The 1,514-nt window shown below is 45.2% G+C and carries 1 protein-coding gene; it reads right to left on the reverse strand.

Annotation, left to right across the window (positions count from 1 at the left end; translation table 11 throughout):
* Nucleotide 1 precedes the first annotated feature (1 nt).
* The gene (locus tag BFU02S_RS15765) at nucleotides 2-1,360 is read right to left on the reverse strand and encodes an IS4 family transposase (RefSeq protein ID WP_066372736.1); all 1,359 of its coding nucleotides are present in this window, start codon (nucleotides 1,358-1,360) and stop codon (nucleotides 2-4) included.
* Between the last annotated feature and the right edge of the window lie 154 nt (nucleotides 1,361-1,514).

The raw sequence follows: 1,514 nt of genomic DNA on the forward strand, positions 1-1,514 counted from the left end.
CTCAACTTTCGCAGCTTAATTTCGGCAAGTAGACCTTGATGTAGCTGGGCAAACCGGCAATCCATTGCTGAAGTTGTTTCTGAATGAATGTTGTGATTTTCTTGTTGGCTTTCTTGGCGATATCCTCGATCAATTCGATGAGTTGTTTTAAGGCAACCGCCCAATCTATTTGACTTACTTCATCGCATAGCAAATAAAACAGGCCTCCTAATGTGCGGTTGTCTGTACTCTGCCGATGTTGCCATGCCAGCAATATGTAACGGGAAAAGACAATTGTAGTGTGACTAAGCATCAGATCGTAAGATCGTCCTTGAAACTCTTTTTGCAGACGCAGCAAGGATTTTGTGCATTTGAAGAATACTTCAATATCCCAGCGAATTCCGTAGATCCGGATGATTTCTTCAACGGGGATTGAGAGGTCAGTACACAATATCGCAAGCCATTCCTTTTTCTTTGAACGATGACGTACGAAGACCATTGTAACCGGAATCCCCGGAGACAATTCGGTACGGATAGAACGCAAAATCCCTTTGTTCTTTCCCTGAACCGGAGTTGCTGCAAAGTAAAGTTCTTGCAGGGATAAACGGCGCCCGCCAACAAGATAACGCTTCTTGTCCGCTTTGACCATGCCAATCACATCTAAACCGCGGTCAAGCACTGCTTGGATCAGCGGAGCATGGGTGAACCAACTGTCCATGACCACATAAGAAGCTTGCACTCCGGCGGAAAGTGCACGATCAATCATAGCGGGAATGACTTCAGGCGCAGGCAACAAAGCTTCGATCCGACGCTTGTAACCGGACGTTCGCTTGTCGATCCCTTTCATGATGCCGTTCAATTGCGACTTGAGAGAAGCGAGCAAAGTAAAATCGACGGGAATAAACGTATGGCCGTCCGACCAACCGAGCGTGAGCATGCGAAATCCTTTGTAGTAACACCCCGTCGCATGGTCTTTAAATCTGGAAAGTAGTTCGACCGCCTTGCTGCGATTTCGCTCATACATGGAGTCGTCAATCACAAATACGGAAACGCGATCTTCTCCTGTAAGTGGCTGAATTTTACTGATCGTAAAAGAACTGAGCAAGGATAAGAACCGACGCCATGCATAGCCACTATGATTAAGGAATCGATAGACCGCATCCTTGCCAGGGAAGGATGCACTTTTCTCGCTTTCCAGCAAGCGAAACCAATTCTTGTGATGAAACAGAAGCACAAAGACAAGCTGGAATAAGAACGAACAGGTATAGCCGAATTTCTTCTTGAAGCCTGCTGTTCTCAAGTGTTGAAGCACTTTTAGTTCTTTAAAAGCCTGTTTGATTTCATTTGGAAGTTGATTCTCTTGTTCGTTTTGGTCTATCATGTAGAGGACACCTCTTCTGCGTGGTAGTGATTGTTCGTCGCTTTCACTTTACCAAACGAAGCGGTGTTTTTCTATTTTTGCAACTTCCGTATTGAATTCACCGTTAATCCAGTCACATCAAGCAATTAAGCCGATTTTCGCTCTGCGAAAGTTG

Origin of the sequence: Neobacillus fumarioli NBRC 102428, assembly GCF_001591485.1 — a bacterium.
Taxonomy (GTDB): Bacteria; Bacillota; Bacilli; order Bacillales; family Cytobacillaceae; genus Neobacillus; species Neobacillus fumarioli.